Consider the following 25005-nt stretch of genomic DNA (forward strand, 5'->3'; position numbering starts at 1 on the left):
ACTAGCAGCGGCTGCCGCAGGACACCCGTTTGGAATTGTGAGAAGTTGTGAGGTCTCAGCTCGCTCGTCTCACAAGGGCTGCATCCACCGTCTGATGCCGATGCAGGCAGGCGCTTGCTGGATCGCAGCCATCTGCTATCGGGTCCATTGGAAAGCATCAGGATTCGTCATGACTGAACCGGCCGGGTCTGTGGCAAAAACCCTATCGTTCGGGCCATTCACCGTGACGCCGCATGAAAGGCTGATGACGCGCGACGGCATCCCGCTGCCGCTCGGCGCGAAAGCCTTCGACCTGCTCATCGCGCTGATGTCGCGGCCGAACGAGGTCGTCAGCAAGTGGGATCTGATGGCGCTGGTGTGGCCCGGCCTGACTGTGGAAGAAGCCAGTTTGCGCTTTCACATCGCAGCCCTTCGCAAGGCGCTCGGCGACGGCAGCGACGGCGCACGCTACATCACCACGCTCTCCGGCCGCGGTTATTGCTTCGTGGCGCCGATCTCGCGAGCGGCCATCCCGGCAGAGCGGTGCGCGGCACCGCGGGGCGGCCTGTCGCCGGTGAAGCTGCCGAACCGGCTGCAACGGATGGTCGGACGCGACGATGCGATCGCCGCCGTCTCGGACAAGCTCATCGCCTCGCGCTTCGTCACGATCGCCGGTCCCGGCGGCGTCGGCAAGACGGCCGTGGCGGTCGCAATCGCTCATGACCTGCTCGAGACCTTCGCCGATGCCGCACACTTCGTCGATCTTGCCGCGCTCAGCGATCCCGATCTCGTGATCACCTCGATCCTGCTGATGCTGGGCTTGCCGGCGCAAACCGACGATCCTCTGCCCGCGCTGCTCGCGCATCTCCGTGACAAGAGGATGCTGCTGATCCTCGACAATTGCGAGCACGTCATCGCTGCTGTGGCCCCGCTGGCTGCGGAGATCTTCCACGCCGCACCGCATGTCCATATCATGGCCACGAGCCGCGAAGCCCTACGCGTCGAGGGCGAGCAAGTCTATCGATTGGCGCCACTCGCTGTTCCGCCAGACCGCTCGAGACTAACAGTCGCTGCGGCGCGGACCTATCCTGCACTTCAACTCTTCCTCGAACGTGCCACGGCCAGCGGCGCGCAGATCGCGCTCGACGATGCCAATGCCGCGATCATCGCAAGGATTTGTCGCAAGCTCGACGGCATGGCCCTGGCGATCGAACTCGCCGCCGGCCGGGTCGAGGCCTATGGCCTGGAGCAGACGGCCACGCTGCTCGACGAACGCCTCAATCTGCTCTGGCAGGGCCAGCGCACCGCGCCGCCGCGGCAGAAGACGTTGCAGGCGACCCTGGACTGGAGCTACGGGCTCCTGACCCACACCGAGCGCCTGGTGCTGCGCCGGCTTGCGGTGTTCGCCGGGCACTTCACCATCGACGCCGCGCTCGAGGTCGTCCCGGACAAACGCGTCGATCGCTCCCACCTGTTCGACGCCATCGACAGCCTCGTCGCCAAGTCCATGGTGGCGCCCCGACCGATCGGCGCCATGATGCGCTACCGGCTGCTCGACACCACGCGCGCCTATTTGCTCGAGATCGAGCCGAACGACGCGGGGCTCGCCGGACGCCACGCCACCTACTACCGGCAATGGCTGGAGCAGGCGGGCTCGACCTGGGCCACCGTGCCGAGCGCCGACGAACGGGCGATCCACTTCTCCGCACTTCACAACGTGCGCGCCGCGCTGGATTGGTGCTTCGGCACGGACGGCAATGTCGGCATCGGCATGGCGCTCGCCGCTGCGGCGGCACCGATCTTCCTCGCGATGTCGCTCTTGATCGAATGCCGGCGCTGGTCGGAGCGGGCGCTGCTTGCGATCGATCCTTCCTCGCGCGGTAGCGCCGAGGAAATGCACATCCAGGCTGCCCTCGGCCTCACCTTGATGTTCACGCGGGGCGGCAGCGAAGCGGCGCGCGCCGCCTTGAGCCGGAGCCTTGCGATCGCCCAGGGCCGTTGCGACGAGATCAACCAGCTCCAACTGCTCGGCCGCATGCATATCTTCCACGAGCGGATGGGAGAGTTCGATGCCGCACTCCGTTACGCCCAGCAGAGCCTCACCGTTGCCGAGGCGCTCGGCGATGCGGCTTCGACCGCACTTGCCCATTCGCTCCTGGGCGTCTCGCTGCATCTGGCCGGCGAGCATCACGATGCGCTGACGATGCTGGAGGCTGCCTGGCTGGGGCCAGGCACGGAACGGATCAGCACGGTCTACGGCTTCGATCATCGCAACCGGGCCGGCATTTCGCTTGCACGAGAGCTTTGGTTGCAGGGCCGGCCCGCGCAGGCGCAGCAGCTGGCGCGACAGACGGTCACCGAAGCCGCGCAGATGGATCATCCGATCACGCTCTGCATCGCGCTGATCTGGGCGGTTTCGATCGACCTCTGGAACGGAGACCTCAACGACGCGGAAGCGAACATCGACCGCTTCATCGCACACGCCGAATCGCGCTCGATGAGCCCGTATCTCGCGGTCGGCCGCGGCGTCAAAGGCGAGCTGGCAATCCGGCGGGGAAACGCCGCTGACGGCCTCGAGACGATCAGGGCTTGTCTGCACGAGCTCCACGATGCCGGCTACGAGCTGCTCACTACGACCTTCAACATCGCGATGGTTCAGGGCTTCTTGGCAATCGGACAGATCGAGCAGAGTGCACGCCTGGTCGACGAGGCGATCCGCCTCGTCGAGCAAGGCGGCGACCACCTCTACATGCCCGAGCTGCTGCGCATGAAAGGCAGAATCCTGTTGTCGCTGCCAGAGCCCAACGCTGAGCAAGCAGAAGCCCACTTCATGCAGTCGCTGGATTTGAGCCGCCACAGAGGTGCAAAAGCCTGGGAGCTGCGAGCGGCAATCGATCTCGCCGAGCTCCTTGCGGAACGGGGCCGGCGAGAGCACGCGAAACGCCTGCTTCAATCAGCGCTCGATGGCTTCGCCACGGGCTCCGAGACGACGGATATCACCGCCGCTAACAGGCTGCTGGCGATGATCTAGGTCGGACTGTGCGCACCCCGGGACGCTTCACCCCGTCGGCGTGCCCTGCTTCCACTGGCCACCGGCGATCTTCGCGGCGGCAATGACGGCTTGAGTGCGGCTCTCGACCCCGAGCTTTTGCAGGATGGCCGAGACGTGCGCCTTGATGGTGGCCTCGGAGACGCCGAGCTCATAGGCGATCTGCTTGTTGAGGAGGCCCTCCGATAGCATCATCAGGACCCGGACCTGCTGCGGCGTCAGCGTCACCAGACGGTCGCGCAGGCGCGTCATGTCGGGGTCGGCGGCGGCCGACAGATCGGTGTCCGCGGGAACCCAGACGTCGCCCTCCATAACCTTGAGGATGGCGTCGCGCAGCGTCTCGACGCCGAAACGCTTGGGGATGAAGCCGGAGGCGCCAAAATCGAGCGAGCGGCGAATCGTGGCGCTGTCGTCGGACGCCGAGACGATCACGACCGGTATCGCCGGATATTGCGCCCGTAGATAGATGAGGCCGGAAAAGCCGGAGATCCCAGGCATCGAGAGGTCGAGCAGGACCAGATCCACGTCGGAGGCCTGTTCCAGCAGCTTGGTCAGATCCTCGAACGATCCGGCCTCGTCGATCCTGGCCGAGGTCAGGACGCCCGCCACCGCCTGCCGCAGCGCGTCGCGGAACAGCGGATGATCATCGGCAATGACGAGATGGGTTGAGGGAGCGTTCATCGTTCTCTTGCTGTCGTTCGCGCCGGGAGGCGTGTCAACGCGGCGGCGGTCAATTCTTCCCCGAGCGGCCATGGCATGCAAGTGCACATTATCCCTTTGTCGCAAAGGGGTTAATCCCAGCCTTTACGGTTGCGCACCGGCGCCCCAGACCGGAGCGTCAGGCGCGCGTCAGTGCGCAAAGCCGAAAGTCGTATTGGGGCGGGTTTCACGCCGATGTTACCTTGCAAGCAAGACCTGGATTGATCCGGCCCGTCCGGGCATCTGGGGCGCGAGGAAACGCATTTCGGGGAGCGACTCAACATGTCGACAATGGCAGTGTCTCAGACGGGCGCGGGAGGTATGACGAAGGACGAACGGTTCGTCATTCTCGCCTCCTCGCTCGGTACCGTCTTCGAATGGTACGACTTCTACCTCTACGGTTCGCTGGCGAGCATCATCGGCGCCCAGTTCTTCTCGGCCTATCCGCCCGCAACCCGCGACATCTTCGCGCTGCTGGCCTTCGCCGCCGGCTTCCTGGTGCGCCCGTTCGGCGCGATCGTGTTCGGCCGCATCGGCGACATCGTCGGCCGCAAATACACCTTCCTTGTCACCATCCTGATCATGGGTCTTTCGACCTTCATCGTCGGCCTGCTGCCCAACGCGGCGACCATCGGCATCGCGGCTCCGATCATCCTGATCGCGCTGCGCCTCGCCCAGGGTCTGGCGCTCGGCGGCGAGTATGGCGGTGCGGCGACTTATGTCGCGGAGCACGCCCCGAACGGCAAGCGCGGCTACTACACCTCCTTCATCCAGACCACGGCGACGCTTGGCCTGTTCCTGTCGCTGCTGGTGATCCTGTTCACCCGTACCGCGACCGGCGAAGCCGATTTCGCGGCCTGGGGCTGGCGCATCCCGTTCCTGGTCTCGGTGCTGCTGCTTGGCATCTCGGTCTGGATCCGGCTGCGTCTCAACGAATCGCCGATCTTCCAGAAGATGAAGGACGAGGGGAAGAGCTCGAAGGCGCCGCTGACGGAGGCCTTCGGGAACTGGCAGAACGGCAAGCTCGTGCTGCTCGCCCTGCTCGGCGGCGTGATGGGCCAGGGCGTGGTCTGGTACACCGGCCAGTTCTATGCGCTGTTCTTCCTGCAATCGATCCTGAAGGTCGACGGCTACACCGCCAACCTCCTGATCGCCTGGTCGCTGCTGCTCGGCACCGGCTTCTTCATCGTGTTCGGCATCCTCTCCGACAAGATCGGCCGCAAGCCGATCATCCTCGGTGGCTGCCTGATCGCGGCGCTGACCTTCTTCCCCATCTTCAAGATGATCACCACCAACGCCAATCCGGCGCTGGAAAAGGCCATCGAGCAGACCAAGGTCGAGGTGGTGGCAGATCCAAAAGGCTGCGGCGACCTGTTCAACCCGGTCGGCACCCGCGTCTTCACCGCGCCTTGCGACACCGCACGCGCCTTCCTGTCGCAGTCGTCGGTCAAGTACTCGACCACACCAGGCCCGGCCGGCTCCGGCGTGAAGGTCATGGTGAACGGCAAGGAGGTTCCGTACACGAACGCCAAGGACAGCAACCCGGCCGTCCTCGCCGCCGTGCAGGCCGCCGGTTATCCGAAGGCGGGCGATGCGGGTATCGTGAAGATGGCGCACCCGTTCGACATCTTCCGCCCGCAGGTTGCGGCAGTCGTCGGGCTGCTGTTCATTCTGGTGGTGTTCGTCACCATGGTGTACGGCCCGATCGCGGCCATGCTGGTCGAACTATTCCCGACCCGCATCCGCTACACCTCGATGTCGCTGCCCTACCACATCGGCAACGGCTGGTTCGGCGGCCTCCTGCCCGCGACCGCCTTCGCCATCGTGGCCTCGACAGGCGATATCTATGCAGGTCTCTGGTATCCGGTCATCTTCGCATCCATCACCGTGGTGATCGGCTTCCTGTTCCTGCCCGAGACCAAGGACGTCGACATCAAGGCGACCTGATCGAAAGCACAGTCGACAACACGAACCGGCCGCGGTCTCCGCGGCCGGTTTTGTTTTGTCCCTACTGATTGCTGCCGACGAATTGCAGCACGATCTCGCGCCGATGCGGCCGGCTGCGATGTTCGATCAGGTAGATCGCCTGCCAGGTGCCGAGCGCGAGCTTGCCTTTCAGGATTGGCACCTGAAGCGAGGTCCCCGTCAGCATCGTCTTGACGTGCGCCGGCATGTCGTCCGGCCCCTCAGTGTCATGCGTCCATCCGGCATTCTCCGGCGCAAGCCGGGACAGCGCCGTGGTGAGATCGACGAGGACGGACGGATCGGCGTTCTCCTGAATCGTCAGCGAGGCCGAGGTGTGGCGGATGAACAATGTCAGCGTGCCCTCGCGCGCGTGCGCTTCGGCGATGAACTTGGCTGCCTCGCTGGTCAGATCGGTGAAGCCGCGGCCGGGCGTCTGCACGGTGAGCAGCGACGATGCGAGCGTGGTGGTTTGCACGAATGATGACGCCGAACGCTTTACGGATTTACCTGATGTCATCAAGAGCCTCTCGTCGTCCTGGCGAAAGCCAGGACCCACTACCCCGAATGCTCGTGATGGCGAAAGGTGGCAACTCGTGTCGAAAAACAGAGAGGCTGCGGTACATGGGCCTGGCTTCCGCGAGGACGACCTCGAAGGGGCCGAATCAAATCTTCCCCGACACGTCCTTCTGCACGCGGTTGGCCATGTCGATCAGCCGGCGCCAGGCCCTTTCCAGGAAAGACATCACGCGGTCGACGTCTTGGTCACTCGGCAGCGGGATCTCGATCTTGCGCTCGCCCTCGGCGGCCTTCGGCTCCGCCTTCTTGAGCGGATCGGATTTCGGCAGCGGCTCGTCGATTTTGCCCGATACCGTCGGCCCAGCCGCGAGCTGGCCCTTCAGCTTCTCGACTTCGGCCTGAAGCCGGCCGATTTCGGTATCGAGCGCGGCCCGTTCGTCAGGTAAGGCGTAGCAGGCCCAGCCGGCGCCGTTCTTGGTGCAAGTCGACATGGTGCCGGTGCGGGTGTCGAGCCGCAACACGCCTTCCGGGATCGGCGTCATGCTGTAGCGGCCGTTTTCGCTGTCAGGAGCGGATTGCGCGGCGACGAAGCCGCCGCTGACGACCATCACCACGGCGAACGTCGCTACCGCAAACCATGATGTTGTGGATGACGTCACAGGTCTCATCTTGCGCTCCGCCACGACGTGCAGGTGACACTTTCGCAATTCTACCCCCGCCGAGGCAATCCGCCGCCCAAAACGCACCACCGATATCAACGACCACGACCGTCTCTTTGATCCCGGCGGCGCGGCGAAATGGCGGCTGCATTCGTCGATCATGCGGAGAGCTGCTGCGGTGCGGCGTCACGCTGTGTGCAGCACTGCTGTGCGCGCCAATATCAGCAAAGAAATCAGATACATAACGGAAAACGACGCAATCGTGACTTGGCTTGACTTGATAATAGGCCATCAGTATGGTCCGCGCGGCTTTTGAGGGTGGCGGGCGTAATTTCCATTCAGCCGCGGCGTTTCGGGTCTTCGTTGCATGACACAGGGCACGGAGCACGGCGGGAATGGAGATCGCGATAGATCGTCCGAGGAAGCTGCGCTTTCCGAACGGCTCGGAAATCTTGATCAACGCTTGTCCGAACTTCGGGACCGGCGGAGCAAGACCGAGCAACCCGCAGGTGACGGTGAGGACGGAGCGGCCAGAGCCTCGGCGATGGCGCTTGGTTTCCGGTTATCCTCGGAGTTGATCGCCGGCGTCGTTGTCGGAGCGGGGATTGGCTGGGGGTTCGACCGCTTGCTGTCGACGTCGCCTTTCGGATTTATCGTGTTCCTGCTGCTGGGCTTCGTCGCCGGCGTGGTGAATGTGGTGAGAACGGCGGGCGCGGGTCAAAACAGGCGCGGTGGTTCTTAAGCGATCCGCCCAGCAGAGGAATGATCGTGCCGGCCTTGCCGGTACGGGCCGGCCCGGCCGGCAGACCGAGACCCGCCGGCATTGCCGGCAGACCAAGAGATGCCGCGCTGATGAAAATCGACCCGATCCACCAGTTCAACATCGAGCCTCTCTTCACCCTGGGCCATATCGGCAATCATACGATCGCCTTCACCAATTCGTCGCTTTACATGCTGGTGGCGGTCGCGATCATCTCGATCCTGATGCTCGCCAGCGGCACGCAGCTGGTTCCCGGACGCCTCCAGTCCGTCGCTGAAATCTCCTACGAATTCGTCGCCTCGACCATCCGTTCGACGGCCGGCGCGGAAGGCATGAAGTTCTTCCCGCTGATCTTCTCGCTGTTCATGTTCATCTGCGTCTCGAATCTGGTGGGCATCATCCCCTACACCTTCACGGTGTCGAGCCACCTGATCGTCACCGCGGCGCTCGCGCTCTTGGTGTTCTTCACCGTCCTGATCTACGGCCTCTACAAGAACGGCCTGAAATTCTTCAAGATTTTCGTTCCCCACGGCGTCCCCATCTACATTCTGCCGCTGGTCATGTTCATCGAGATCCTGTCGTTCTTCCTGCGGCCGGTCTCCCACAGCGTCCGTCTCTTCGCCAACATGTTGGCCGGCCACATCGCGCTGAAGGTGTTCGCCGGCTTCGTCGCCATGCTCGGCTTCTCGCTCGGCGCCCTCGGCTGGGTCGGCGGCGTGCTGCCGCTGGCGCTCACGGTCGCGCTGACCTCGCTCGAGATCCTGGTCGCATTCCTTCAGGCCTATGTGTTCGCGATCCTGACCTGCATCTACCTCAACGACGCCATTCATCCGGGACACTGAGCTGTCCGGGGAATTTCCACCCAAAACCCAATCTTTCTTCCAAGGAGACTAAAATGGATCCGGCAGCAGCAAAACTTATCGGCGCGGGCATCGCGTGCATCGGCATGGGCGGTGCGGGCGTCGGCGTGGGCGTGATCTTCGGCAACTACCTCGCCGCAGCCGTTCGCAACCCGTCGGCCGCTCAGGGCCAGTTCGGCAACCTGATCTTCGGCTTCGCCGTGACCGAAGCGCTCGGCATCTTCTCGCTGCTGATCGCGCTGCTGCTGCTGTTCGTTCCGCTCTGAGAACGACGTTTTTTCGCGCCGTTCCAGCCTCTGGGACGGCGCGCGTGACAGCAACAGGAGAACTCCATGGCTGAGAGTCATGGCGGCGCGAAAGGTCCGGCGGGCGCTCACACCGAGGCTGACGGTGGTCACCACGGTGGCGGTTTTCCGCCGTTCGAGAGCAGCAGCTTTGCTTCACAGCTGGTGTCGCTCGCGATCTTCTTCGTCCTGCTTTACGTGATCGTGTCCAAGCTCGCTCTGCCGCGCGTCGGCGGTGTGATCGAGGCGCGGCAGAACAAAATCGAGGGCGACCTCACCGAAGCGCAGAAGCTGAGGGACCAGTCCGACGCAGCGCTGAAGGCCTATGAAAGCGAGCTCGCTTCGGCGCGCATGCGGGCACAGGCGATCGGCAACGAATCCCGCGACAAGGCGAATGCGCAGGCGGACGCCGAGCGCAAGGCGCTGGAAGAGCAATTGGCGGCCAAGCTGGCCGGGGCGGAGAAGACCATCGCCTCGACCCGCGCCGCCGCCATGAGCAACGTCCGCGGCATCGCGGCGGATGCGGCAGGCCAGATCGTGCAGCAGCTCACGGGCGTCGTTCCCGACGCAGCGTCGGTCAATGCCGCGGTCGACGCGTCCTTGAAGGGTTAGTTGAGATGTTCTTCGAGCCTGAATTTTGGGTCGCCGTCGCCTTCGTGATCCTGATGGTCGTGTTCGGCTATCTCGGGATCTTCAAGACGGCGATGGCCGCGCTTGACCATCGCGCCGATCGCATCAAGGCCGAGCTCGATGACGCGGCGCGTCTCAAGCAGGAGGCGGCCAAGGTGCTCGCCGACTACAAGGCGCGCCGTGCCATGGCCGAGCGCGAGGCTGCCGACATCATCGCCAATGCCAGAGCCGAAGCCGAGCGAATCGCAGCCGACGCCAAGGCGAAGATGGAAGACTTCGTCGCCCGCAGAACCAAGACCGCCGAGAGCAAGATCGCGCTCGCCGAGGCCCAGGCGCTGGCCGACGTCCGTGCCGCAGCCGCGGAAGCCGCCGTTCAGGCCGCTTCCACGATCCTGTCACAGTCGGTCAAGGGCCAGGTCGCCGACGACCTGCTCGCCAGGGGCATCAACGAAGTCCGGCAGAAGCTGAACTGAGAACTCTGCCCTCACCACTCAAAAGCCGCGCGATGAGCGCCGGCTTTTTGTTGGCCGATCTATAGCTACAAGTCCAGTGTCATGCCCCGCGCAGTCGGGGCATCCAGTACGCCGCGACCTCTCGATAGATCACTGACCTCTCTGGAATACTGGATCACCCGCCTTCGCGGTGATGACAGCCGTAATTGTAGTGACAGCCGAGCTTGAACCCTACTTCTTCTTCCGTCCCTTCGGCTCGGGCGCGAGCGCCTGCGGGTCGAAGCCGACATAGAAGATGTAGGTATCGGCGACCGCGGCCGAGGGCATCGGATAGGCCAGATCTTCGGCCACGAACGTGAACGGCACGCTGCCGCCCTCCGACATCTCGACCGTGGTCCGGTAGGCCTTCGAGGCGATCACCTTCTCGCCGACGCCGCCCTGCACCACGGCAACACGCAAGGGGACCTCGACGGTCGCAGGCGCGCCGGCGGGACCGGCGATGACACGGCCCTGGATTCCGATCCGCGCGGTGATATCACCGCCGCTCCGGGCGCATTCGCGCGCCATCTTGGTGATTGTGGCTTGGAAGCGGATGTCGTTGCCGACGGCCTGCTTGCCACCCGCGCCGACCGCGTAAGTCGAGGCGCCGGCGCGCACCGTGACCTGCGGGCAATCAACGTCGTCATCGGCCGGCTGGCCGGGCGCGGGCGCCGGCTTGGGCTGGGCCGGTTCGTCGGACTTGCCGCCGAACAGGCTCTTGAAGCGGTCGCTCAAGGACTGGGCCGCCACCGGCGAGACAGACGCGAGCGCAACCGACAACGTCAAAGCTGCCACCGTCCTCCGCCGCAACGCATTTCGCGACGACCGAAGCTCCTTCACCATCAACACCCATACTCCATGACAGCACAGCGCCGATCGCTGGCCGGCCCGCGCCGTTATATCGCCAAAATCGGCGAACCCAAGGCAGGCAGATTACGGCAGCAAACAAGGCGGGACGATCAAGACTTTGGCCGCAGGAGGTGGCAGCTCAACCGCGAAAATCCTCATGCAGCAGGCCGAACAGCAGGTGATCCTGCCAGATCCCGTTGATGCAGAGATAGCGGCGCGCCAGCCCCTCGCGCGAGAAGCCGCACTTCTCCAGCACCCGGATCGATGGTGCATTGGTGGGGATGCAAGCGGCCTCGACGCGGTGCAGATTGAGCTCGCCGAACAGCGTCGGCAGCAGCACCCGCAGCGCGGCGGTCATGTAGCCGCGATGGGCGTAAGGCTGCCCAACCCAGTAGCCGATGGTGCCGGCCTGCACGATGCCGCGCCGGACATTGGCCAGCGTGATGCCGCCGACCATGGCGCCGTCGAGCTCGCGGAAGATCAGAAAGGGATAGGAACGGTCCGCAGCAATGTCCTCGGAATAGCGGCGCAAGCGGCGACGAAAGCCGGACCGGGTGAGATCGTCCGACGGCCAGATCGGCTCCCAGGGGGTGAGATAGTCGCGGCTGCTTTCGCGCAAGTGAGCCCATTGCAGGAAGTCCGACATCTGCGGGGCGCGCAGCAACAGCCCGTTGCCGCGCGGCGCGAGGGCGGCGGGTCCACTGGATGGCAGGCGGAACAGGGCCATGGTGATGCTTCCCGGAGCGGGCGCCCCTTGCGCGGCGGCTCTTAATGCAGCCGCGCCTTGGCACGCGCCCGCGTCAATCCTTCCGCAAAAGATACCGCCGTGTCCAGACCCCTGCCACTACCCAATGCAACAACCGCAGGGCGGCTGCGCGAAAGCAGCGCACGCGCGGCATCCCGGGTCGATTCGACGCTGACGGCGTCGATCCGGGCCACCAGCTCCTGCACCGTCTGCGGCCGGCCATAAGCCAGGACATGCCGGGCGAGCTGTTCGGCGCGGGAGGAGCAGCTCTCCAATGCCATCAGCAGGCCCGCCTTCATCTGCGCCTTGGCACGCGCGATCTCGGCCTCGGTCAGGGTCTCCACCGAATCATTCATGACATCGACCACGACCTCCATCATCTCCGGCGCGTCGGCGGGATCGGTGCCGGTGTAGAGGCCGAAGAAGCCGGTGTCGGTGTAGGGCGCGTGGAAGCTGTAGATGGAGTAGCAGAGGCCGCGCTTCTCGCGCACCTCCTGGAACAGCCGCGACGACATCCCGCCGCCGAGAATGTTGGTGAAGACCTGGAGCGAGAACAGCGACAGGTCGGTCTGCGGCACCCCTTCGAGCGCCAGCGTCAGATGCGCCTGCTCGAGTTCGCGGTGGACCACCTTGGCGCCGCCCTTGCCGAACTGGGCGGATTGCGGCTTCGGTCCCGGCGTCGCCTCAAAGCTCGCGAAGCGCTGCTCGACCTCGGCGACCACCTGCTTGTGATCGACCGCGCCGGCGGCGGCCACCACCATGTCGGGCCCGCGATAATGCGTCGACAGATAGCCGCGGAGCATGTCGCGGTTGAAGCCGCGCAGCGTCTTGGCGGTGCCGAGCAGCGAGCGGCCCATCGGCTGGTCGGGATAGCAGAGCTCGTTGAGATGCTCGAACACGACGTCGTCGGGTGTGTCCTGCGCAGCCCCGATCTCCTGCACGATGACGTTCTTCTCGCGCTCCAGCTCGTCCGGCTCGAAGGCAGGATTGGCGAGGATGTCGGCGAGCACGTCGAGCGCGAGCGGCACGTCGGCCTTCAGCACCCGCGCGTAATAGGACGTGGTCTCGGTCGAGGTGCCGGCATTGAGATCGCCGCCGACCGCCTCGATCTCCTCGACGATCTCGCGCGAGGAGCGCTTGGTCGTACCCTTGAACGCCATGTGCTCCAGGAGATGCGAGATGCCGTGCTCGTTCGGCTTCTCGTCGCGCCCGCCGACGCCGGCCCAGACGCCGAGCGCCGCAGTCTCGAGATGGGGCATTTTGTCGGTGACGACGGTCAGGCCGGAGGCAAGCTTGGAAATCTCGACGCTCATCCGGCAACTCCTTGCTTTGCGGCGCGGCTGACCGACAGCACGAACCGCTCGACCTCGGCCTGATCGTTCTTCATCACCTTCATGTGTTCGGATTTGGTCATCAATCCGTCGAGCCAGGCGGGCAGTTGCGGCCGCTGGCCGCAGGCCGCCTCGACGGCGTCGGGGAATTTGGCCGGATGGGCGGTAGAGAGCACGATGCTCGGGACCGTCGTGTCGGTGGTGTCGCGGTCGGCGACCGCGAGCGCCACCGCGGTATGGGGATCGACCAGCTCGCCCGCCTCGCGCCAAGCGGCGCGGATCGCGGCCGCGGTTTCGGTCTCGTCGGCACGGCCTGCGTCGAACGCCTCGCGGATCGCGGCCAGCGTCGCATCGGGCAGCACGAAACGCCCGGACTGCTTCAGTGAATCCATCAGACGGCGCACGCCGGCCGCATCGCGCCGGCCAGCCTCGAACAGCAGCCGCTCGAAATTCGACGAGATCTGGATGTCCATCGACGGCGACGCCGTGGCGTGCACTTCGCGCACCTCGTAGATCCCGGTCTTGAGCGTGCGGGCCAGGATGTCGTTGACGTTGGCGGCGATGTGCAGCGTACGCACCGGCAGCCCCATGCGCTTGGCGACGTAGCCGGCAAAGATGTCGCCGAAATTGCCGGTCGGCACGACGAAATCCACCGCGCGCGCCGGTGCACCGACGGCAACGGCCGACGTGAAATAGTAGACCACCTGGGCGACGATACGCGCCCAGTTGATCGAGTTGACGCCGGACAGGGACGTCGCATCGCGAAAGCGATGGTTGTTGAACATCCCCTTCACGAGCGCCTGGCAGTCGTCGAAGGTGCCTTCGACGGCGAGCGCGTGCACATTGGCCGCACCGGTCGTCGTCATCATCCGCTGCTGCACCTCGGAGATGCGGCCATGCGGAAACAGCACGATGAGGTCAACATTCTCCAGACCCGCAAAGGCTTCGACCGCGGCGCCGCCGGTATCGCCGGAGGTTGCGACCACGATGGTGGTGCGCTGGCCGCGCTTGGCGAGCACATGGTCCATCAGCCGCGAGATCAGCTGCATCGCCACGTCCTTGAAGGCGAGCGTCGGGCCGTGGAACAGCTCGAGCACGAACTGATGCGGCGACATCTGGCGCAGCGGCACCACCGCGGGATGGCGGAAGGTGGCATAGGCCTCGTTGGCCATGCGGCCAAGCTCGGCGTCCGTGATCTCGCCGCCGGCGAAGGGGCGAATCACGTCGACCGCGACCTCCCAATAGGCGCGGCCGAAGAAGCCGGCGATGGTCTGCGCCGAAAGCTGCGGCCAAACGGCCGGCACGTACAGCCCGCCATCGCGGGCTAGCCCGGTCAGCATCACGTCGCAGAAGCCGAGTTCGGGGGCTTCGCCCCGGGTCGAGATATAACGAGTCAAACTGCCCTCCAAAGGCCAACCGAGTCTGAGCTCGCTCGTTAAGCCTTTGATTTTACGAAATTACTTGTTAACAGCCAGAGGCTTTGAGCCACCATAAAGTGTTTTGCGGCATCGGGAAACCGCTTCCGCTCGCCCCGTGGCCCAATGAAAAAGGGCTGCGGCATTGCCGCAGCCCTTCTCTTGGAAGGTCTGTCGTTGTGTGCAGACCGGTTGCCTCGTCGGGTCGTTCGACCCGCTAAAACTGTTCACCCAAGCTTTCGTCAGCTGTCGTCAAATCGTCAAGAGCCAAAACGGCGGGCGGGGGAAGATGTTCCAGTTTTTCCCGGCGTGCTCCAGGCCTTCTTTCGCGGATATGAGCAATGACTTGCGTGATATTGCCGTCTTTTCCCTAACCCATGGCCTGCCTGAGGAACGAATGCCGTGGCGGCCGATTGGGTCGGCGGACGGTGCCGGCCATCGCCCATGCATTGCCCGGCCGATAGCGACGCCGATCCGTCGACCGAACCGCTGCCTCCTGGAGCAGCCGGTTCGGTCGTTGGCGGGAGGTCAATTCATCCCGATTTCCACTGCGATCCGGATCAGGTCGGAATGGTTCTTGGCCCCTAACTTCTGCTTGAGCAGGGACGTCGTGTTCGCGACAGTCTTGTAGGAGATGCCGAGCGCCTCGGCGACCTCGACGATTTTGTCGCCGCGTCCGAGCAGACGAAGAATCTCGAGCTCCCGCGGCGTCATCTGCGAGGCTGGATTGGCCTTGATTGCGGCACCGGAAAACGTCACGGCTTCCGCAAGCTGCGGAGAGATGAAATTATCGCCCGCGACCACTTTGCGCACCGCTTTCAGCAGGATCCTGGGATCGTCACCCTTGGAGACATAGCCTTGGGCCCCAAGCTCGACCGCCCGCACCACGAAGGCCGGATCATCGTTCATGCTGAACATGATGATCTTGGCGTCCGGATCGTCCTTCCGAATGCGTCGCATCAGCTCGAAGCCGGAGACATCAGGCAGGCTGATGTCGATCACGGTAACGTCGGGCCGCTTGCTGATATAGGCGCGGTGCCCGGATTTCGCATCGTTCGCCTCGTCGATACGGATCGACTGGTCGGACGCGAACAGGGTGCGGCAACCGGACAGCACCACAGGGTGGTCGTCGACGATCAGGACCTTGGTTGCCGGCTTGGCGGTATCTTGCATCGCAGGCTCACTTGCTTTCTCGACTCATAGACCGGCGGGAACAAATGGAAAGAGAGAATTCCGCCAAAACACGTTAGAATTGACCTAATGTGGCAACAACTCTCGTTCAGGACGCAACTGTTTCTTCCGCTCGGCGCGAGCCTTCTCGCGGCACTGATCCTCGGCGGCGTGCTGCTTCAGACCTTCGCAGGGGGCCAGCTCGTTGAGGAGAATGAGCCAGGCCGGCGTTCGACCCGGGCCATCGCCACCGCGCTCAACAACACGCTGCGCGCTTCGGACAATCCACGACGGACGCTCGATGCGTTTGTCCAATCGTTGGACACCTCCTCTGATATCCAATTCCGTTCCGTGGAAGCGGGTCCCGCGCGCTCCCCGAAGGACGACCCGCGCACGCCGCATAGCGTGCCGCAATGGTTCATCGACCTGATCACCATCCCCGAAATGGACGCGGCATCCCCGGTGACGATCGACGGCGAGCGTGTCGGCGATGTCGTCTTCGTGCCCGACCTATCCGCCGAGCTGTTCGAGAAATGGATCGGCTTCCTCGCGCTCACCGGCCTGATCGCCGGGCTAATGGCGCTTACCGGCACCATCGCCTACGTCCTGGCGGAGTCGGCGCTACGCCCCCTGCAGCAGCTCGGCGAAGGACTCACGCGAATGCGACGCGGCGACTACACAAAACCGATCCCGGTGGCAGGGCCGCCGGAGATCCGGCAGAGCTGCGAGGTGGCGAACGCGCTGGCGGGCACGTTGGCGCAATTGAGCCAGGACAATCGCGACCTGTTGCATCGGCTGGTGTCGCTTCAGGACGATGAGCGGCGCGACCTCGCCCGCGAATTGCACGACGAACTCGGCCCGCTTCTGTTCGGCATCCGCGCCGGCGCGGTCGCGCTGATCGAGGCCGCGCCTGCCGTGGGAAATCTCGGCAATTCGGCGCAAGAGGTGCTGCAATCGGTCGAGGCGCTCCAGCAGGCCAACCGCCGTATTCTCGACCGGCTGCGGCCGCTCTATGTTGAGGAACTGGGCCTCGCGACCAGCGTGCAGACACTGCTTCAATACTTTCGCAAGCAGGCACCGCATATCGGTTTGACGGACACGATTGACCCCCGCCTCAACGGATTAGACGGGCCGCTGGCGCGGACCGTCTATCGGTTGATCCAGGAGGCGCTGACCAACGTGCTGCGCCATGCCAAAGCGAGCAACGCCCATGTGCAGACGACCATCACCGGTGAGACGCTCGTCATCGAGATCTCCGACGATGGCGGCGGCTTTCCCGCCGACAACGTCTTCGGCCGGGGCCTGACCGGCATGCATGAGCGCGTTCGCGCGCTCAGCGGATCGCTGTCACTGCTGCGCGCGAATGAACGAACCTATGTCCGATGCCGTCTTCCGGCTGCGCCGACCCGGGAGGCGCCGGTTTAGCTGAGCATGATCTTTTCGGAAAACCGCTACACACTTTTCCGGATCATGCCCTAGCTAGCACGCGCAGCCAACATGCGCGTTCTGTCGCGCCGGCTCGCACAGCGTGCTGCGGATCTTGCCTTCCGTGCTGAAGCGAAACGAGGCGTGAATACGCAGCGCGCCAGCGATGGAATATTCGAGATCGACGCCGTCGGACCCTGGATCGATCTCTTCCAGCCTGAAGCCCGCCAACGACAGGGTGCCAAGTCGCGGTCTCCAATAGCTTTCGAGCTCGCTTCGGCCGCGATGGCGCTGCGTTCCGTTGCAGATGCATTCAAGCTCGGCGTCGTCCGCATATAGATCGAGCAGCGCCGCGAGGTCGCCCTTGCGGCAGGCATCTACCCAGTCAATGACAATTCCCATCTGGTCGAAATCGCTCACGCTGCAATCCTGTCCTGCCGCGGACACTAGTGGCGGCTTAGAACCACACTCGTGAATGTGCGCTGAACGGTAAAGCCCGGACGATACCGGGTTCCCTCGGTTGATCTACGGATGAGTTCGGTCTTGCCGCCCCCTCGCCCACACCGCGAAGGCGATCAGCAGGGCGCCTGCGAGCGTGAACCAGGTGATCGCGTATTGCAGGTGATCGTCTTTCAGATGCACGTCGAGCGGACCGGGACGTGGAACGCTGTTCTCGGGCACCGGCTGCTCGAGGTCGACATAGAACGGCGCAACCGTCCCCCAGCCGAGCGCGCTCGCGATTGCCAGATGATCGCGCACGAACCAGAGCCGCTTCTCGCGGTTCTCCGCAGGTGTCAGCCAGCCCGGTGCTTCCGGGAACCTGAGATAGCCGGTGAGCACGACCGGCTGGCCCGTGACGAGCTTCTTCACCGCGCGATCCTCGATGGCGCGATCCTGCATCGTGTTCTCGACGAAACCGGCATCGATCACGACCATCTCGCCGCTCGGAAGCCGCGCCGGCAGGAATGCCCAGGTGCCGGGACCGGAGGCGTCCTTGCGCACGGCCGAGCCGGAGGAATAAACCATCGCATCGGGCAGCGGGACGTAGGTTGCGGAGAAGCTGACGCGGCGGAATTCATCGCGCGCGGGATTGAGCGCCGCCCATTGCGCGGGCGCCGGAAGCGCGACCGGCGCGGCCGCAAGCCGTTCAGTGAGAGCAGCGATCAGCTCGTGCTTGGCTGTCCGGCGCTGCAATTGCCAGATGCCAAGTGCGACGAACACAGCCGTCAGGAGCAGCGTGAACAGCCCAAAGCCGGCCACGCGAGGCTTGCGCACGGTCCGGTTCATTTCGCGCGGTCGATGAGTCGGCCCGGCGCCGCCTTGTGGTGGAATTGCAGCGCGATCAGCAGCGACTTCATCGCGCGCAGCGGCAAAAGCGTGGTGGCGAGAATCAGCGGCAGCCAGAGCACCGCGTGCAGCCAGAACGGCGGCTGATACTTGACCTCGACGACGAGCGCGCAGCCGACCACGATCGCGCCGGCCAGCATGATGATGAAGATCGCCGGACCGTCACCGGTATCGATGAAAGCATAGTCGAGACCGCAGCGCTCGCAGCGAGGCGCGAGTGTCAGGAAGCCCGCATAGAGCTTGCCCTCGCCGCAGCGCGGACATTTGCAGGCGAGCCCGCGCAGCGCGCTTTGCAGGACCGTGGTTTCGGACTCGGATGGGCCGGCGGTGTCGTCCATGATGGCAATCTCTATCACAGTTTCCGCCAAGGCTTCAGGCGGCCGGAAAGCGAAAGGGCGGCCCTGCGGCCGCCCTTTCTGAATCATCTGCCTCGCAGCTCAGTGCGCGCCGTGAGCCATGGTCTCGGCGCCGTGTCCCCAGACATAGATGCAAAGGAACAGGAACAGCCAAACCACGTCGACGAAGTGCCAGTACCAGGCGGCGAACTCGAAGCCGAGATGCTGGGTCGGCGTGAAGTGGCCGGCATAGGCGCGGAACAGGCAGACCAGCAGGAAGATGGTGCCGACCAGCACGTGGAAGCCATGGAAGCCGGTCGCCATGAAGAAGGTCGCGCCATAGACGTTGCCGCCGAACGAGAATGCCGCGTGGCTGTACTCATAGGCCTGCACGCAGGTGAAGAGCGCACCCAGCACGACGGTGAGGATCAGGCCGTATTTCAGGCCCTGACGGTCGTTCTCGAGCAGCGCATGGTGCGCCCAGGTCACTGTGGTGCCGGAGGTGAGCAGGATCAACGTGTTCAGGAGCGGCAGATGCCAGGGATCGAAGGTCTCGATGCCCTTCGGCGGCCAGGTGCCGGGAACGGAGCAGGCGCCGGCCTGGGTGCCAAGGCCGCAGCCGAACACCGCATCACGCGTGGCATGGACGGCGTCAGCCGGGAACAGCGCGGCGTTGAAATAGGCCCAGAACCAGGCCACGAAGAACATCACCTCGGAGGCGATGAACAGGATCATGCCGTAGCGGTGATGGAGCTGCACGACGCGGGTGTGGTCGCCCTTGTACTGGGCTTCCTTGATCACGTCGCCCCACCAGCTCGCCATGGTGTAGAGCACGCCGACGGTGCCCACACCGAACACGATCGGCGCAGCCGAGAACATGTGGTGCATCCAGGCGATCGCGCCAACCGCCATAATGAAGGCCGACAGCGAACCGACGGCCGGCCAGGGAGAGGGATCGACCAGATGGTAGTCGTGATGCTTGGTGTGCGCCGTTGCCATTTTGCGGTCTCTCTCCTCAATCCCGTGCCTGTCAGGCACTTATCCCCTTGCGTCCAATCCCCCGAGCGTGCGCCCGGCGATCAGAGATTTCCCTTGCGTTTGTCGTCATCACCCGATGCCAGCGGCTTCACCACAGGATCCTTCACCGAATAGAACGTGTAGGACAGCGTGATCGTGTTCAGCCCATCGTTCTCGCGATCCTCGGCGATCGACGGATCGACATAGAACACGACCGGCATTTCCCGCTTCTCGCCGGGCGCCATGGTCTGCTCGGTGAAGCAGAAGCAGTTGATCTTCTGGAAATATGACCCGACCGTCAGCGGCGCGACGTTATAGGCGGCCTGGCCCGCGGTGGTGCGCGCGGCCTGGTTCGTCACGGTGTAGTAGACCGTCGTCACCTGACCGATATTGACCTCGATCTCGCTCTGCTCGGGCTCGAACTTCCAGGGCAGGCCCGGCGCGACGTTGGAATCGAACCGCACCGAGATTTTTCGCGCGATCGGGCCGGTGGCCGGCGCGGAGGTCGCGACTTGAGTCGTGCCGTTGAAGCCGGTGGCGCGGCAGAACCAGTTGTAGAACGGCACCGCCGCGTAGGATGCCCCCACCATCAGCGCCACCACGCCGCCGCAGATCGAGGCGACCAGCGCATCGCGGCCAAGACCACCGATGCGGCCCTTGCCCGCCGTCCGGCTCTGATCCTGCGGTATGGTCGGCTCGTGATCCATGTTTCCTACATCGGCCGCACTAGAACGGCCGGCCCCTTGACCATGGTGACGGCGAAGAACAGCACCACGAGCACGCCGAGCGCCAAAGCAATGGCAATGGAGCGCTGACGACGGCTCTTCTTCTGCGCCTCGGTGAGGACGATTCCATCTGGCTCGGATTTGTCGGCCATCCCTGCCTCATGCGCCCCATGCCATCGGAGCAAGCGCCCGGAATACAACCTGCGCCAGCAGGGTGGCGAACAGCGCAAACAGATAAAGGATGGAGAATGCAAACAGCTTGCGGGTGGCACGCAGCGACTGGCTGCGCTCGCGACGCATGTAGACATTGATGGCGAGCACCAGCATGCCGGCGCCGAGGATCAGCGAGACGATGCCGTAGACGGCGTCGAAATAGCCGAGCGCCCAGGGTGCGGCGGCGACCGCGATCAGCACGATCGTGTAGAGCAGGATCTGGAGCCGCGTCGCATCGGGACCGGCGACGTTGGGCAGCATCGGAATGCCGGCGCGCGCATAATCGTCGGAGCGGAACAACGCCAGCGCCCAGAAGTGCGGCGGCGTCCAGAAGAAGATGATGGCAAACAGCAGCAGTGGCTCGACGTCGACCGTGCCCGTCACGGCGGCCCAGGCCACCACCGGCGGCAGCGCGCCGGCGGCGCCGCCGATCACGATGTTCTGCGCGGTCCGACGCTTCAGGCCCATCGTGTAGATCACGACGTAGAAGAAGATGGTGAAGGCGAGCAGCGCGCCCGCGATCCAGTTGACGAGGATGCCGAGCGTCATCACCGAGAAGAAGGCGAGCGTCATGCCGAACGCCGTCGCCTCGGGGCGGGTGACGCGGCCGCGCGGGATTGGCCGGTTCGCCGTACGCGACATCTTGGCGTCGATGTCGCCCTCGAGCGCCATGTTGAGCGCGCCGGAGGCGCCCGCACCAACGGCGATGCAGAGGAGCGAGGTGATCGCCAGCACGGGGTGGAAATGCCCGGGTGCCATCGCCATCCCGACCAGCGCGGTGAAGATCACCAGCGACATCACGCGCGGCTTGAGCAGCGCGATGTAATCGCCGACCTCCGCTTCGGAGATGCGAGGATTGATGTCGACGGCATTGTGGTCGAGGACGGACACTTAATTCAGCTCGCTTCCTGATAGAGCCGCGGCGCCCGTCACGGGCGCCGCGTGCGATGGCTTACTGCACCCGAGGCAGCACTTCGAACTGGTGGAACGGCGGCGGCGAGGGCAGCGTCCACTCCAGCGTGGTTGCGCCCGCACCCCAGGGATTGTTACCGGCAGGCACCTTCTTCATGTAGGCGTCGAGGACGCAGTAGAGGAAGATCAGCACGCCGAATCCGGAGATGTAGGAGCCGAGGGACGAGATCAGGTTCCAGCCCGCGAACGCGTCGGGATAGTCGACGTAGCGGCGCGGCATCCCCGACAGGCCGAGGAAGTGCTGCGGGAAGAACACCAGGTTGACGCCGATGAAGGTCACCCAGAAGTGCAGCTTGGCCAGCCACTCATTGTACATGTAACCCGACATTTTCGGGAACCAGTAGTACCAGCCCGCAAAGATCGCGAACACGGCGCCGAGCGACAGCACGTAATGGAAGTGCGCGACGACGTAATAGGTCTCCTGGAGCACGCGGTCGACGCCCGCGTTCGCCAGCACGACGCCGGTGACGCCACCGACCGTGAACAGGAAGATGAAGCCTACCGCCCAGATCATCGGCGCGCGGAATTCGATCGACCCGCCCCACATCGTGGCGATCCAGGAGAAGATCTTCACGCCGGTCGGAACCGCAATGACCATGGTGGCGGCGACGAAATAGGCCTGCGTCGCCGAGGACATGCCGACCGTGTACATGTGGTGCGCCCACACCACGAAGCCGATGCCGCCGATCGCAACCATGGCGTAGGCCATGCCGAGATAGCCGAACACGGGCTTGCGCGAGAAGGTCGAGACGATCTGGCTGATCATACCGAAGCCGGGCAGGATCAGGATGTACACTTCGGGGTGACCGAAGAACCAGAACAGGTGCTGGAACAGCACGGGATCGCCGCCGCCCTCGGGCGCGAAGAACGTCGTATGGAAATTGCGGTCGGTGAGCAGCATGGTGATCGCACCGGCGAGCACCGGCAGCGACAACAGCAGCAGGAACACTGTAACCAGGATCGACCACACGAACAGCGGCATCTTGTGCAGGGTCATGCCCGGCGCGCGCATGTTGAAGATCGTGGTGATGAAATTGATGGCGCCGAGAATCGACGAGGCGCCCGCCAGATGCAGCGACAGGATCGCGAAGTCGACGGCCGGGCCGGGGTGACCGGAGCTCGACAGCGGCGCATACATAGTCCAGCCGGCGCCGACGCCGTTGGCGCCCGGCTCGCCCTCGACGAAGGTCGACATCAGCAGCAGCGCGAAGGAGGCCGGCAGCAGCCAGAACGAGATGTTGTTCATGCGCGGGAACGCCATGTCGGGCGCGCCGATCATCAGCGGCACGAACCAATTGCCGAACCCGCCGATCATCGCGGGCATGACCATGAAGAAGATCATAATCAGGCCGTGAGAGGTCACGAAGACGTTATAGGTGTGCGTCTCGTGGAAGATCTGCACACCCGGATACATCAGCTCGGCCCGGATCGCGATCGACATCGCGGCGCCGATGACGCCGGCGACGACCGCGAAGATCAGGTACATCGTGCCGATGTCCTTGTGGTTGGTCGAATAGACGTAGCGCCGCCATCCGGTCGGATGGGCGTGCTCGTCATGATGCGCGTGATCGCTATGTGCCGCTGCGCTCGTTGCCATATTCAAATCCTGCCTTGCGTCCCATTCGGACCGTATGCGGTCCCGCCCTTCATATCGCTTTCAGTCCCTCGAGCTTCCGCCCGGCGCTTACTGCGTCGGGCCGGCCGCGGAGGCGTAGGTGCTGGTGCCGCCGCTCGCGAATTTCTTCTTTGCCGTCTCGACCCAGGAGGCGAACTCCTGGTCGTCGACCACGCGGATCGCGATCGGCATGAAGGCGTGATCCTTGCCGCACAGCTCCGAGCACTGGCCGTAGAACGTGCCGGTCTTTGCCGCCTTGAACCAGGTCTCGTTCAGCCGGCCTGGAATGGCGTCGATCTTGACGCCGAAAGCCGGCAGCGCGAAGGCGTGGATGACGTCCGCGCCGGTGACCTGGACCCGAACCACCTTGTTGACGGGCACCACCATCTCGTTGTCCACGCCGAGCAAGCGGGGCTGCTTGTCCTGGGCCATCAACGAGTCGAACTCGAACTTGCCGTTATCAGGATAGGCATACGACCAGTACCACTGCTTGCCGGTCGCCTTGATCGTCAGGTCCGCCTTCGGCACGTCGAGCTCGAGGAACAGCAGCCGGAACGACGGCACCGAGATGCCGACCAGGATCAGCACCGGAACGAGCGTCCAGGCCACCTCGATCAGCGTGTTGTGGGTGGTCCGCGACGGCACCGGGTTGGCCCTCGCGTTGAACTTGACGACCACCACCACGAGCAGCGCCAGGACGAACAGCGTGATCAGGGTGATCAGCACGAACAGGAAGTTGTGGAACCAAACGATGTTGTCCATCACCGGCGAGCCGGATTGCTGGAGCGTCCACTCCCACGGTGCCGGTTGCCCGAGCTCGGCGAATGCCACACCGCCCGTCGCCAGCGTCAGACCCGCCACGGCCAATCCCAGCAACTGCCGGCCCATCCGGCCCATCGACATCCTCATGCCGTTCGCGCTCCCCTTACGAAATCACCCCACGTGCATTTCCCTATTTCCGGGAAACGCTTATTCCATCCGCCCGTCTGACAAACCGCCGCGCAAGAATACCTCTAAGAGGAATTGGGGCCAGATCGCTAGAACGCCGAAATCAAGCCTCTCAAACCATAATTCTCGATCTATCGCAATGCAGTCTTGGGCCTCAGCTGCCAGGCATCACCCGCAAGATATTTCCTAGTAACATCAGACAAAAATACCGTTTCCCGGCATGCTGCGGCTTGACAGCGAGATTGCCCGCGGTAGGCACTGACAGACGGCCGCGCAGGAACCTGATTCGTGCGGGCGATGGTGGCGCGCGGCGGCGCGATATTTGCTTGGGAATTGCCTTCAAGCCGCCGTCATTCCCGTATCAGTCCGCCAGGTGCGAGCGAACCAGGCGAGCAGAGGGACCGACCCGATGGGGCTTTCGAGAAGCATGGCAAGGCAGGCTGGCGGGCCCACGATGCTGGCCACCCTGCTGGTGGCGCTCGCCGTCCTGGCGCTGCCTGGCCTGGCCCATGCGCAGGGCGCGGTGCGCTCCGTCCATGGCGACTGGCAGATCCGCTGCGACACCCCGCCCGGTGCCCAGACCGAGCAATGCGCCCTGATCCAGAGCGTGGTGGCGGAAGACCGCTCCAATGCCGGCCTGACCGTGATCGTGCTCAAGACCGCCGACCAGAAGAGCCGCCTGATGCGGGTGGTCGCTCCGCTCGGCGTGCTCTTGCCTTCCGGCCTCGGCCTCAAGCTCGACAACCAGGACGTCGGCCGCGCCGGTTTTGTCAGATGCCTGCCCAATGGCTGCGTGGCGGAGGTGGTGATGGACGACAAGCTGCTGGGCCAGCTCCGCGGCGCCAAGACCGCCACCTTCATCATCTTCGAGACCCCGGAAGAGGGCATCGGTTTCCCGCTCAGCCTGAATGGGCTGGGTGAGGGATACGACAAGCTGCCGTAGGGTGTGAGATCGAGGGCGATCCTATTGTTTCCGTAATGTGAGGCTTCGTGCCCTCGCGGAACC

The 25005-nt window shown here is 64.3% G+C and carries 27 protein-coding genes; 9 read left to right on the plus strand and 18 right to left on the minus strand.

Annotated elements, in window-relative coordinates:
- Positions 1-169 precede the first annotated feature (169 nt).
- Complete coding sequence (locus IVB01_RS10400; protein ID WP_247281742.1) at positions 170-3010, plus strand: winged helix-turn-helix domain-containing protein; 2841 nt, start codon at positions 170-172, stop codon at positions 3008-3010.
- Positions 3011-3037: 27 nt separating this feature from the next.
- Here the strand turns inward: IVB01_RS10400 and IVB01_RS10405 are convergent, their stop codons facing one another.
- On the minus strand, positions 3038-3709 hold the full coding sequence (locus IVB01_RS10405) for a response regulator transcription factor (protein WP_247281743.1): 672 nt from the start codon (positions 3707-3709) through the stop codon (positions 3038-3040).
- Positions 3710-4048: 339 nt separating this feature from the next.
- Between IVB01_RS10405 and IVB01_RS10410 the strand changes: the two genes are divergently transcribed.
- Entirely contained in the window at positions 4049-5674 is a 1626-nt protein-coding gene (locus tag IVB01_RS10410) for an MFS transporter (RefSeq protein WP_247281744.1), read from the plus strand.
- Positions 5675-5735: 61 nt separating this feature from the next.
- Here the strand turns inward: IVB01_RS10410 and IVB01_RS10415 are convergent, their stop codons facing one another.
- The 3 genes from IVB01_RS10415 to IVB01_RS10425 all read right to left on the minus strand — a co-directional run bounded on the left by IVB01_RS10415 (position 5736) and on the right by IVB01_RS10425 (position 7159).
- Positions 5736-6209, minus strand: a complete 474-nt coding sequence (locus IVB01_RS10415; protein WP_247281745.1) for a secondary thiamine-phosphate synthase enzyme YjbQ — start codon at positions 6207-6209, stop codon at positions 5736-5738.
- A gap of 145 nt (positions 6210-6354) precedes the next feature.
- Positions 6355-6876, minus strand: coding sequence for a hypothetical protein (locus IVB01_RS10420; protein WP_247281746.1), 522 nt, complete (start codon positions 6874-6876; stop codon positions 6355-6357).
- Positions 6773-7159: a hypothetical protein gene (locus tag IVB01_RS10425; protein ID WP_247282059.1), complete on the minus strand. Its 387-nt coding sequence runs from the start codon at positions 7157-7159 to the stop codon at positions 6773-6775. The genes IVB01_RS10420 and IVB01_RS10425 overlap by 104 nt, the downstream gene beginning before the upstream one ends.
- Positions 7160-7234: 75 nt before the next feature.
- Here IVB01_RS10425 and IVB01_RS10430 point away from each other — a divergent pair, with 75 nt between their 5' ends.
- The 5 genes from IVB01_RS10430 (at position 7235) to IVB01_RS10450 (ending at position 9874) form a co-directional block, all read left to right on the plus strand.
- The gene (locus IVB01_RS10430) at positions 7235-7609 is read left to right on the plus strand and encodes an AtpZ/AtpI family protein (protein WP_247281747.1); all 375 of its coding nucleotides are present in this window, start codon (positions 7235-7237) and stop codon (positions 7607-7609) included.
- 110 nt (positions 7610-7719) lie between these two features.
- Positions 7720-8469 (plus strand): F0F1 ATP synthase subunit A, encoded by a 750-nt coding sequence (locus IVB01_RS10435; RefSeq protein WP_247281748.1) that lies wholly within the window; start codon positions 7720-7722, stop codon positions 8467-8469.
- Positions 8470-8522: 53 nt separating this feature from the next.
- The gene (locus IVB01_RS10440; RefSeq protein ID WP_007599451.1) at positions 8523-8753 is read left to right on the plus strand and encodes a F0F1 ATP synthase subunit C; all 231 of its coding nucleotides are present in this window, start codon (positions 8523-8525) and stop codon (positions 8751-8753) included.
- 66 nt (positions 8754-8819) lie between these two features.
- Complete coding sequence (locus tag IVB01_RS10445) at positions 8820-9383, plus strand: F0F1 ATP synthase subunit B (protein WP_247281749.1); 564 nt, start codon at positions 8820-8822, stop codon at positions 9381-9383.
- Positions 9384-9388: 5 nt separating this feature from the next.
- Positions 9389-9874 (plus strand): ATP F0F1 synthase subunit B, encoded by a 486-nt coding sequence (locus IVB01_RS10450; protein WP_247281750.1) that lies wholly within the window; start codon positions 9389-9391, stop codon positions 9872-9874.
- 210 nt (positions 9875-10084) lie between these two features.
- Here the strand turns inward: IVB01_RS10450 and IVB01_RS10455 are convergent, their stop codons facing one another.
- The 5 genes from IVB01_RS10455 to IVB01_RS10475 form a co-directional block, all read right to left on the minus strand.
- Positions 10085-10735 (minus strand): hypothetical protein, encoded by a 651-nt coding sequence (locus IVB01_RS10455; protein ID WP_247281751.1) that lies wholly within the window; start codon positions 10733-10735, stop codon positions 10085-10087.
- 145 nt (positions 10736-10880) lie between these two features.
- Complete coding sequence (locus IVB01_RS10460) at positions 10881-11468, minus strand: GNAT family protein (protein ID WP_247281752.1); 588 nt, start codon at positions 11466-11468, stop codon at positions 10881-10883.
- Between the two features lie 41 nt (positions 11469-11509).
- Entirely contained in the window at positions 11510-12799 is a 1290-nt protein-coding gene (locus IVB01_RS10465) for a pitrilysin family protein (RefSeq protein ID WP_247281753.1), read from the minus strand.
- Entirely contained in the window at positions 12796-14214 is a 1419-nt protein-coding gene (gene thrC, locus IVB01_RS10470) for a threonine synthase (protein ID WP_247281754.1), read from the minus strand. The genes IVB01_RS10465 and thrC overlap by 4 nt, the downstream gene beginning before the upstream one ends.
- A 546-nt stretch (positions 14215-14760) precedes the next feature.
- Positions 14761-15405 (minus strand): response regulator transcription factor, encoded by a 645-nt coding sequence (locus IVB01_RS10475; protein ID WP_247281755.1) that lies wholly within the window; start codon positions 15403-15405, stop codon positions 14761-14763.
- Between the two features lie 87 nt (positions 15406-15492).
- Here IVB01_RS10475 and IVB01_RS10480 point away from each other — a divergent pair, with 87 nt between their 5' ends.
- Positions 15493-16827, plus strand: a complete 1335-nt coding sequence (locus IVB01_RS10480) for a histidine kinase (protein WP_247494485.1) — start codon at positions 15493-15495, stop codon at positions 16825-16827.
- Positions 16828-16881: 54 nt separating this feature from the next.
- Here IVB01_RS10480 and IVB01_RS10485 read toward each other — a convergent pair whose 3' ends face one another.
- The 9 genes from IVB01_RS10485 to coxB all read right to left on the minus strand — a co-directional run bounded on the left by IVB01_RS10485 (position 16882) and on the right by coxB (position 23960).
- Positions 16882-17247 carry a nuclear transport factor 2 family protein gene (locus IVB01_RS10485; RefSeq protein WP_247281757.1) on the minus strand — a complete coding sequence of 122 codons (366 nt, stop codon included), beginning with the start codon at positions 17245-17247 and terminating at the stop codon, positions 16882-16884.
- Positions 17248-17352: 105 nt separating this feature from the next.
- Positions 17353-18114 (minus strand): SURF1 family cytochrome oxidase biogenesis protein, encoded by a 762-nt coding sequence (locus tag IVB01_RS10490; RefSeq protein ID WP_247281758.1) that lies wholly within the window; start codon positions 18112-18114, stop codon positions 17353-17355.
- Positions 18111-18512, minus strand: coding sequence for a DUF983 domain-containing protein (locus IVB01_RS10495; RefSeq protein ID WP_247281759.1), 402 nt, complete (start codon positions 18510-18512; stop codon positions 18111-18113). The genes IVB01_RS10490 and IVB01_RS10495 overlap by 4 nt, the downstream gene beginning before the upstream one ends.
- A gap of 99 nt (positions 18513-18611) precedes the next feature.
- Entirely contained in the window at positions 18612-19508 is an 897-nt protein-coding gene (locus IVB01_RS10500; RefSeq protein WP_247281760.1) for a cytochrome c oxidase subunit 3, read from the minus strand.
- An 80-nt stretch (positions 19509-19588) separates the two neighbouring features.
- Positions 19589-20233, minus strand: a complete 645-nt coding sequence (locus IVB01_RS10505) for a cytochrome c oxidase assembly protein (RefSeq protein ID WP_247281761.1) — start codon at positions 20231-20233, stop codon at positions 19589-19591.
- Between the two features lie 5 nt (positions 20234-20238).
- Complete coding sequence (locus IVB01_RS10510) at positions 20239-20403, minus strand: CoxF protein (RefSeq protein ID WP_247281762.1); 165 nt, start codon at positions 20401-20403, stop codon at positions 20239-20241.
- 7 nt (positions 20404-20410) lie between these two features.
- Entirely contained in the window at positions 20411-21355 is a 945-nt protein-coding gene (locus tag IVB01_RS10515) for a heme o synthase (protein WP_247281763.1), read from the minus strand.
- Between the two features lie 61 nt (positions 21356-21416).
- On the minus strand, positions 21417-23033 hold the full coding sequence (gene ctaD, locus IVB01_RS10520) for a cytochrome c oxidase subunit I (RefSeq protein ID WP_247281764.1): 1617 nt from the start codon (positions 23031-23033) through the stop codon (positions 21417-21419).
- An 87-nt stretch (positions 23034-23120) separates the two neighbouring features.
- The gene (gene coxB, locus IVB01_RS10525; protein ID WP_247281765.1) at positions 23121-23960 is read right to left on the minus strand and encodes a cytochrome c oxidase subunit II; all 840 of its coding nucleotides are present in this window, start codon (positions 23958-23960) and stop codon (positions 23121-23123) included.
- Between the two features lie 448 nt (positions 23961-24408).
- Between coxB and IVB01_RS10530 the strand changes: the two genes are divergently transcribed.
- Positions 24409-24942 (plus strand): invasion associated locus B family protein, encoded by a 534-nt coding sequence (locus IVB01_RS10530; RefSeq protein ID WP_247281766.1) that lies wholly within the window; start codon positions 24409-24411, stop codon positions 24940-24942.
- Positions 24943-25005: the final 63 nt, after the last annotated feature.

Origin of the sequence: Bradyrhizobium sp. 164 (genome assembly GCF_023073715.1) — a bacterium.
Lineage (GTDB): Bacteria > Pseudomonadota > Alphaproteobacteria > Rhizobiales > Xanthobacteraceae > Bradyrhizobium.